Origin of the sequence: Paenibacillus planticolens (assembly GCF_013141725.1) — a bacterium.
GTDB lineage: Bacteria > Bacillota > Bacilli > Paenibacillales > NBRC-103111 > Paenibacillus_E > Paenibacillus_E planticolens.
Window position 1 is genome coordinate 1 of the sequence record NZ_WHNZ01000021.1, and the last position, 10,512, is coordinate 10,512.

Annotated in this window: 4 protein-coding genes; 3 read left to right on the forward strand and 1 reads right to left on the reverse strand. The window is 48.2% G+C overall.

Annotated elements, in window-relative coordinates; all coding sequences use genetic code 11:
• A partial coding sequence (locus GC097_RS11275) for an ABC transporter permease subunit (protein ID WP_446686396.1) occupies positions 1-576 on the forward strand: 576 nt, incomplete at its 5' end.
• Between the two features lie 168 nt (positions 577-744).
• Entirely contained in the window at positions 745-7,503 is a 6,759-nt protein-coding gene (locus GC097_RS34195; protein WP_171683406.1) for a family 43 glycosylhydrolase, read from the forward strand.
• A 45-nt stretch (positions 7,504-7,548) separates the two neighbouring features.
• Here GC097_RS34195 and GC097_RS11285 read toward each other — a convergent pair whose 3' ends face one another.
• The gene (locus GC097_RS11285; RefSeq protein ID WP_171683407.1) at positions 7,549-9,174 is read right to left on the reverse strand and encodes a response regulator; all 1,626 of its coding nucleotides are present in this window, start codon (positions 9,172-9,174) and stop codon (positions 7,549-7,551) included.
• Positions 9,175-9,470: 296 nt separating this feature from the next.
• Here GC097_RS11285 and GC097_RS11290 point away from each other — a divergent pair.
• Positions 9,471-10,512 (forward strand): sugar ABC transporter ATP-binding protein (locus GC097_RS11290; protein ID WP_171683408.1); only part of this gene is annotated, 1,042 nt, incomplete at its 3' end.

Sequence of the window (10,512 nt, forward strand, 5' to 3'; positions counted from 1 at the left end):
ATCAGCATCAACACGATCAAGATCGATAATGCGATGTACACGCATATCGCGCAAACCAAAATCCCGCTGCCGGGCGGCAACTTCATTTCGATTAGCGTTGTGATCGCCTTGCTTGTCGTCGCAGCGGGGATGTATGTCGCCCATTACACGCGTTTCGGGCGCAATACGTATGCCATTGGGGGCAGCGAGCAGTCGACGATTCTCATGGGATTGCCGGTTGCCAGAACGAAGATTGGCGTGTATGCTTTCAGCGGCTTGTGTTCAGCGTTAGCCGGCGTCGTGTTCACTTTCTATATGCTGTCGGGATACGGCTTGCACGCGATGGGGATGGAGCTGGATACGATCGCTGCCGTTGTGATCGGCGGAACGCTTTTAACCGGAGGCGTAGGCTACATCGCCGGCACGTTCTTCGGAGTACTCATTCAAGGGGTCATTCAGACGATCGTCAGTTTCGAAGGAACCCTCAGTTCCTGGTGGACGAAAATTGTGATCGGCCTGCTGCTTTGTTTATTCATTTTGCTGCAAAAGGCATTAAGTGAACGGAGATGGTTCGCAAGAAAACGTCATGCAAGGTAGTCAAAAGATTTGAAGGGGATGGTGCGCGAAACATGTAGAAAAAAATGTCTAGCCATCGTAAAAAAGTCAAGAAATGACGTAAAAAATTGAATTGAGTTTTTGCAGGAAAGACTTAGTATTAACGTATACATGCCGATGTTTCAAGCAGATTAGAGAGGAAGAATGCGAATGAGGCGGAAATTAATACCTGTTTTTACGATTCTGGCATTATTGGTCAGTATGTTTGCTCACTTTCCTGCTGTGGAAGCAGCAGAAGATCCACCCGAGGCGTACTTGATGCCTTACTATACAAGCAATACTTCGGGCACAAGCATGACCTATATGGATGACAGTTTGCACCTTGCCTACAGTTACGACCGGGTCAACTGGGTTGCACTGAACGACAATAACGGGATTTTGTTTAAAACGAATAAAGGCTATGGGGCTTCGCCGACCAATGGCCTGCAAATTCGCGATCCTTTTTTATTCAGAAAAGGGGACGGGACCTTCGTCTTGTTGGCAACGGTGACGACAAGCGCAGGCGCAACGACGAGTCCGAGCATTTTCGCTTGGGATACGACGGATCTTATCCATTACACGAATGAGCGTACGATTTTGATGAACAGCTCCAGCTTGGCAGCGAAGAAACCGCAAGCGGTTTACGATGCGGCGGCAGGGAACTATGTCATTTATTGGACGGACGGAACGAAAGTCTACGCCAATACGACGAAAGATTTTGTGAGCGCTTCCACGAATACCGTATACACAGGTTCAGCGTATCCGGCAGCCCTTCCGAATCTGACGAAGAAGCCGACAGGTGCGATTGCTTCCAGTTCCATTGCCGTTAGTCCGGTTGAACTGAATGCTGTGCTGGCAAGTATCGGCACTCCGAAAATTCCGACCGGTACGAACAATATTGCCGTTAGCACAACAGCGGATCAAGCTCCGGTTCTGCCGGCTAAAGCCGATGTGAAGTACAGCGACGGAACGACCGAACAGAAGGCTGTGGAGTGGGAGTCCATTGATTCCAATGCATACTCCAAACCCGGCACGTTCACGGTGACAGGGACAATTCCACAATCAACGCTTCCTGATGTGCCTGTTTATAGTAATCCGCTAATTAAAAACGGAGCGGATCCCGACATTTACAAAGGGAAAGACGGTTATTTTTACTATACAAGCTCTTACATGGATGCAAGCAACAACAATGTGGCGGCCAAACAATATGACCGCATTACGCTAAGGAGAGCAACAACGATTCAAGGTCTTGCGACGGCGGAAGAGAAGCAGATTTTTTATAAAAATGCTTCCGGCGATGCCTCGTATCACATTTGGGCGCCGGAGATTCATCAAATAGGCGGCAAATGGTATGTCTACTTCGCAGGAGGTAAAACAAGCGCTAACTTTGATCTTCGTGTATACGTCATTGAATGCCAAGGCAGCGATCCGATGCAGGATCCTTGGGGCCCTCCGGTCAAAGTCGCTATGATCAATGAGTCCTTCGATCTCGATGCGACCGTTTTCGAACACAATAATGAAATGTATATGGCCTATGCTTACAAATATGGACCGGATTCTGTCAACTCCTCCATCCGTATTGCCAAAATGACCAGCCCTACAACGCTGGACAGCAAACAAGTCACCATCTCAACACCGGAGTACACGTGGGAGCAGCGCCGGGACAACGTTGAGGAAGCGCCTTCGGTGATGAAGAAGAACGGAAAGATTTTCATGACTTTCTCGGCCGGCTCTACCGATTCGACGTATGCTATCGGACTGCTGACGGCGGTAGATTCACCGAGCACCAACTTGCTGGATCCGGCATCATGGACCAAAACGCCGTATCCGGTCATGGCCACAAGCGTTGCGACAGGCCAATTCGGTCCCGGTCATTCTACGTTTACAGTTTCCGAGGACGGGACAAGAGAGGTTTTATCGTACCATGCCCGGGAAAATCAACAATATTCGGGAGTAAACTCCTACGCGCCATTGTATGACGCTTCAAGATGGGCCCGAGTGCAGTATATTTATTGGCACGCGGACGGTTCGCCTTACTTTGGCATCCCTGTAGCCGACGGCTACCTGCCGGGCGAATCCGTGACGGCAACGGTTACCGTTACAGCGCCTAGCGGATATAACTATCTTGATTCATATGCGTACACGCTTAATGTAAATGCCGTTCATGCTACAGTGCTTAAAACAGTCGACAGCAGCAATAACGAACAAAATGTCACGGCGAATGCGAGCTATTCATCGGCCAACCCGCTTATCGCATCCGTAAATGCAAACGGTGAAGTGACAGGGCTGCGCCCTGGAGACACCGTCATTACGGCTGACTATCAGGGTAAAAGCTATAAAGTGAATGTTCGGGTAGCTAGCGTGCTGGTACAGGATAATTTTGAGGACGGCAACTACACGTCCAATCCGAGCTGGACCGTAGTATCCGGTACATGGACCGTGGGCACGGATCCGACAAACAGCAGCAACAAAGTGCTGAATCAAACGGATGCAAACGAAGGCATCATCAGTGTCGGAGACGCAAACTGGATGGATTATACGGTAGTCGGACGCTTTAATACGAAAGCGGGCGGGGCATATCCGGGGTTCTACTTCCGTTATCTGGACACGAATAACTATTATTACTTCCAAATGCAGCTGCTAAATACGTTAGCTCTTTCCAAACGAGTAGGGGGAGCAACGGCCGTTACAATGGCAACAAGCAATTACACGATGACAGCGAACACATGGTATACCCTGAAAGTTGTCGTTAAAGGCAGTTCAATCAAATGCTATATCATCAATAATGGCGTGGAAACACTTGTTTTTGACGTAACAGATACGGAATTAACGAACGGGAAGCTGGCAGTCCGCAACAAATGGCAGGCTTTCTATATGGATGATGTCAGCGTAACTTCAGCAGCACCGGCCGTACCAACGAACATCAAGACAGATCCTTCGTCGTCAACGGTTAAAGTCTCCTGGGATGCCGTTGTTGGAGCGACAGGGTACAATATTTACCGTTCTTCCTCTTTGACAGGAACTTATACAAAAATTAAAAGCGATGTGAACGGTACATCTTTTGTGGATAAGGGACTTGCAGCATTAAATACGTACTACTACAAAGTATCATCGGTAAACGCGAGCGGAGAGCTCATGCTTTCCGAAGCCGCAAGCGCTAAAACGCTGGAGCAGGCGGCGAATCCTTCCAAGCTGGCTCTTGCTGGTAAAACGCCATCCTCGGCATCGGTAAGCTGGGATCCTGTAGCAGAAGCAACCGGATATAAGCTTTACAGAGCGAACAAGGCGGGCGGAACGTTCGAGCCCGTGTACAGCGGAACGTCTGTGAGTTTCACAGACAGCGGACTTGCGACGGGACAACCTTACTATTATGTCATGACCTATATGAAGGATGAGAACGAATCCAAAAGGTCGAACCAGGTGGCTCTGATTGCATCCGACACCGTACCGTCCGTCCTGCTGGATAGCGAGTCCTATTCCTTGCAGGCGACCAAAACGCATGCGACTTCGCTTACCTTATTTAATAGTGACGGTACAACGACCGAAGTTGCAGGGCAAGCTTCCTATTCGTCATCCAACCCAGCGGTAGCTGCGGTTAATGCGGGCGGAATCGTAACCGGCATCAGTGAAGGCAGTGCCATTATTACGATTATGTACCAATCCGCCACCTATCGTGTTGCGGTAAATGTCGCTCCCGAAGGCTTGCTGCTTTGGTATAAATTCAATGAGACAACGGGCAGCGTCGCAGCGGATTCATCCGGTAACGGCTTGAACGGATCACTGGGTGGCGGGACAACCTGGCAGGGCGGCAATGGCGTTAAGCTGGATGGAAGTACGGGTTATGTGCAAATGCCTAACGGAGTTCTAACGGGCTTGACAAGCATGACGGTTGCGACCGACGTGTTTGTCGATGAGGCTTCTCCGAATCCGGCATGGCTGTATACATTCGGGTCGACGACAGATCCGTTGAACGACGCCAACGCCCGTTATTTGAGCCTGTTGTTTGAGGATAGCAAATCACGCTACAGATCGATCATAACGAAGACCCGCTATAGCAATGAGCAAGGCGCAATCGTCAATTCGGTATTCCCGAAAGGAAGTTGGAAGCATGTTGCTTACACGCAAACGGGGACAACGGGAACGCTTTATGTTGACGGCGTTCAAGTTGCGCAAACTACAGCGCTGACGTATACGCCTAACGATATGGAACCGACAATCGCCAATTACATTGGCCGTCCTGCTTATTTAGCCGACAAGTATATGAACGGCAAGGTCAAAGATTTCAGGGTGTATACGAAAGCGCTGAGCCTGTCAGACATTCAAGCGCTTATGGCGAAGCCTGATTCTTACTATGTCGCGATGGATAAAGAAAGCTTGTCACTCGGCGACACGAGCGCGGTAATCAGCGATTTGAAGCTTCCGGTTAAAGGAGAGTTCGGCAGCACAATCACATGGACTTCCAGCGACACGAGGACTGTAAGCAACACCGGTGTTGTTACACGCCCAACCGCTACGGAAACTGACAAGAGCGTGACATTAACAGCGGCGATCGTCAAAAATACGGCGTCAGAAAGTAAGTCGTTTACGGTCACAGTGAAAAAACTCCCTACAGACGTTGAGCTGCTCACTGGGGATGCTCGAGCGCTGCGCGTTTACAACATCGACGACGTAAGAGGCAACCTGACGCTGCCGAAGATCGGCTCCAACGGTTCTTCGATTTCGTGGAAATCGGAGCGTGCAGACATCATTACGCCAACCGGTGAAGTTGCCAGACCTGCGCATGGCAGCGGCAATGCTATGGTTAAGTTGACAGCTACCCTGACTCTTAATCAAGAGGTTCTGACTAAAGCCTTCATCGCAACTGTGAAAGAAAAGCCTGAAGCGCAGGATTATCAAGGCTACTTCTTCCCTTATTTCGCAGGGGAAGGCTACTCCAACGGCGAGCAGCTCTACTTTGCGCTAAGCCAAGGCAATGACCCGCTGCACTGGACGGAGCTGAACGGTGGCAATCCTTCGATCCTTTCGAACTTAGGAGAAAAAGGGTTGAGAGATCCGTACATTATCCGTTCTCCTGAAGGAGATAAGTTTTATTTGATCGCTACGGACCTTAAGATTTATGGCAACAATGACTGGACAGCCGCTCAGCGAACAGGATCCCTTGCGATTATGGTTTGGGAATCGACGGATTTGGTCAATTGGTCTGAACAGCGGATGGTCAAGGTATCATCGGATCTGGCTGGCAACACATGGGCTCCAGAAGCGTTCTATGATAAAACAACAGGTGAATACGTCGTGTTCTGGGCTTCAAAAATGTACAGCGACGCAACGAAATCGGGCAGTCCGCACCAACGAATTATGTATGCGAAAACAAGGGATTTCTATACCTTTACAGAAGCGCAAGAATATTACAATCCTGGATACTCTGTCATTGATACAACAATGATCGAGCACGACAATAAAATTTACAGATTTACCAAAGATGAAAGAAATTATAACGCATCCACAGCGCCTAACGGCAAAATGGTTTTCGAACAAGTCAGCGACTCTATCTTCGGAAACTTCACGACAATTACGGAAGGTATCGGTAAAGGCTCGATTTCCGTAGGTGAAGGGCCGCTCGTGTTCAAAGCGAACGGCAGCAATAAATGGTATTTGTTTATCGATTATTTCAGCGGCGGCGGGTATAAGCCGTTTGAAACAACCGATTTGGCATCGGGTGTTTGGACGATGTCTACGAACTACGCTTTGCCGTCCAAGCCGCGTCATGGCACTGTGCTTCCTGTTACAATGACGGAGTATAACCAGTTATCGGCTAAAGTGCCTGCTGTTGCTCCTGTCCCGGCAGGGACGAAAGTTACTGGCGTGACGATTGGAGGCGGCGATCTCACACTTTCGAAAGGTGAGGAAAGACAACTAAACGCAGCGGTGATGCCAGCCAATGCAACGAATCAAGGAATTGTTTGGTCCAGCAGCGATGAGACGAAGGCCGCAGTCAGTGAGACGGGGCTGCTTAAAGCAGTCGGCAACGGCGCCGCGACAATTACGGCATCTACAAGAGACGGCGGATTCATCGCAACGCTCCGCGTTACGGTGCAGGGCGGCAATACTCAAATGATGTATGTATCCGGGCCTAAGAGTGTTGTTTCCAATCAAACATTTGAAGCTGTACTCGGACTAAACACCGTAACAAAGATTGCCTATGCTCAAGATATAACGATTAACTACGATCCGGCGCAAATTGAATTTATTTCTGCTGAATCGGTGAAACCAGGTTTCACTATCGTAGATAAAGCAGTTAAATCTGGAAAAGTACGTTTGCTTACTGTAGACCTGAACAGGGATCAAGCGACAGACACTCCAGTGGACCTGTTAAAGCTGAAGTTTAAAGCTAAGGAGCTAAGTCAAACGCAAACAAGCAGCATCTACACGTCAGATATGATTTTTGCAGATGGTACTGGAACGGAATCAGCGGTAACGAACCCGGATCCATACAACTTCGAAATCGTCTCCGTGACCAAGACAGCTCTGCGCGAAGCGATTGCGAAGGCTCAGGAGCTGTACGATGCTTCTGTGGAGGGAACAAGACCTGGCGAGTATCCGATAGGATCGAAAGCTGCGCTGCTTGCAGCCATTCAAAGTGCAAATGAGGTAGCAAATACGGGCACAGCTTCTCAGGCTCAAGTCAATCAGGCATTTGATCAATTGAACGCAGCGGTGCAAGCATTCAAAGCATTGATCATTACCAATCTGCCTGGTGATTTGAATGGAGACGGTGTCGTTCGAATCGGCGATCTTGCTATCGCAGCGTCCCACTATGGTTTAACATCCTCTGATCCTGAGTGGGCTCAGTTCAAAGCAGCAGATTTAAACAATGACGGTAAAATCGATATCTGGGATCTTGCAGCACTTGCAAAATTGATCCTGAACTAATGGAAAAGGATGAGATCATCCCGCGCAGGCGAGGTGGTCTCATCCTTATTTTCCTTTATAGACTAAGCTCCTCATGCTTTCGCTTTCAACCAGCTTCGCGGCTTGGCCGCTTTTGCGAAATTGCATGGTGGTCATTCCCGTAATCCGTTTGAACAGATTGGAAAAATAGTTAGCATCGTTATAGCCGACCATGAAGGCAATCTCGTAAGATTTTGCCTGTGTCGATTGAAGCAGCTCCATGGCCTTGCGAATTCTCGTTTGCGTTAAATATTCGATGAACGTTTGACCCATTTCTTGGCTGAAAATTTTGCTGAAGTGTCCGGGGCTCAAACTCACATGATCCGCAATGTTTTGCAGGGAAAAATCTACTTTATCGTAATGCTCATGAATGTGATGCTTCACTTTGCTCAGCATATCCCCGTATCGATCCGTGGAGTTAGATCGCCAGCTCCAGTATTGTTCGGTTAGCCGATTCAAATAAGAACAAGATTCCTCCCAGGTTCGGATGGATTCGATCGTTTTTTGCATGTCATTCAGATTTTTTTCCAAATCGGCAATATCCGGATAAGACTCTTTGGCGGATCGGAAAACTTCCAAGGTCAGGTCGTTTAGAATGTAATACCCGATGAGGCATGAGTGCCAATCCATATTCCGAAGATCAGCCGCAAATGAATCTATGAATTGTTCTTTCTGTGCATGGGAGCCAATTTTCAGAAATTCAACGAATTTGGCACGGTCCAAAAAGATCGATTGCTCAAGCGGTGCATGATTTGATTCCCTTAAAGCTTGCAGGTTTTGTCGGGATATTCTCCGCCAGTGCATGTCTTCCATCGCATCCAGGAATGAAATGTGTATGCCCTGCATGCGGTCTTGAATGCTTCCAATCCCAATGGAGAGGGTATCTGCGGATTGATTCTGAAGAAAGGAAGACAAGGCTTGTTTCAGTTGTTCGGGAGATTCTCCTTTCAGAATCCAAACGCACTCGGTTATGCTCCTTTTAAACATCAGGGGTTGACCGCTCGCACAGTTCACATGCATCAGTTCCTCTTGCTGCTTTAAGAAATCGGAGATGCCTTCTGATGAGGGGGCTGAAGCTGTCAGACCTCGAAGATCTGCAACCACGACGGCATAATACGGAGAAATCAGGTTGATATGTAATTTCGAGCTCAAATGAACGGCTTCAGATGTCGTAATAAATCCGCTGCACAGATCATTCAGCAGTTTGCTTCGCGTTAAGAGGCCATGATGGCCGTTTCCTTGCATAAGATGTTCAATCTGCTCTTTGGCTTGGCGTTCCTTATCAATCTTGTCACTGACTCTATGAAGAATTTCAAGCAAATCGACGGAACCGAACGGTTTGACGCAGAATTCCTCGATCCCTAGGCGAAGTGCGGTTCTGGCGTATTCGAAATCTCCGTGACCGCTAATAAAAATAATTTTTATATCGGGAAATCGTTCGCGGACAATGGAACTTAATTCCAATCCATTCATGAATGGCATTCTAATATCTGTAATTAAAATGTCGGGGCGAAACTCTTCAATCATGGGAAGAGCAACTTCCCCGTCGGGAGCGCCGCCGCAATACATAAATCCTTCTTTTTCCCAATGGATCGTGTCGCGAATGACTTCGCGTATTAATATTTCATCATCGACCAGTATTACTTTTTTCATCTGTTGTGCCTCCTATGGATGGTGGTTGAAGGCCGTTAAACAATACCACCACTATATCAAATTGCAGTCGGTACGAATATGTAAACGCTAACCATTTCTTCATAATATGAGTGGGTTCATCTTTCACCAGAAATAACAATTTTCGCTAAAAAAAACAATATTCATCATGACGAGCTCTGGAAACACACGTAAATATTCACAAGAAATAAGCTTGAAACTCCGTATAAAATGTGCCCATAAGCGATTTATAATGAGGACACAACAAGAAAAGGATATTGAAAGAGAGGAGTTATTCCATGCGAGCAAATCAGCCAATATTGAGGATGACGGGTATTCATAAGCAGTTTCCAGGCGTTAAAGCTCTGTCCGGCGTTAATTTCCGCATGTTTCCGGGAGAAGTTCATGCTCTGATGGGCGAAAATGGCGCCGGTAAATCGACGTTGATTAAAGTCCTCACCGGTGTCTATGCGATCGATCATGGCAGCGTGGAGATGGATCGCAAGCCAATCACCGTTTTGAGCCCGCAAGATGCTCAACAGGCTGGAATTAGTACCGTGTATCAAGAAGTAAACTTGTGCCCAAACCTCACGGTTGCCGAGAACATTTTCATTGGCAGAGAGCCGCGCCGCTATGGACGTATCCTTTGGAAAGAGATGAACCGGGCCGCCGAAACGCTTCTTGAGGAAAGATTACATCTTTTCATTGATGTTACAGCACCGCTTCATACGTATCCTCTAGCGCTTCAACAGCTGATTGCCATTGCCCGGGCTTTAAGCATTTCGGCTAAAGTGCTTATTTTGGATGAACCGACATCCAGCTTGGATCGCGGTGAAGTCAAGCAGCTATTCGGGGTCATAAACAAGCTGAAAAAAGACGGTCTAGCGATATTATTTGTCACTCATTTTCTGGATCAAGTCTATGAAGTGTCAGATCGAATAACCATTCTCCGCAACGGAGAGTTTGTCGGGGAGTATATGGCGGCGGATCTCCCCCGGATAGAACTAGTTTCCAAAATGATCGGCAAGGAGCTGCACCTGCTTGATGAGCTGCCCAAATCTCAAAATGCGGGTCATTCAGCAGCCAAGAAAGTGCTGTTGGAAGCCAAAGCGCTTGCCCGTAAAGGAGCGATAGAACCGTTTGATCTTCAAATCCGAAAAGGAGAAATTTTGGGACTTGCCGGTTTGCTCGGATCGGGCCGGACGGAGCTGGCTCGCATGGTATTCGGCGCTGACCGGGCAGACCAAGGCGATCTCCTCATGGAGGACATGGGCGGCGGCATTCACTCGCCGAGGCAAGCGATTGACCACGGCATCGCCTTCTGCTCCGAGAATCGCAAGA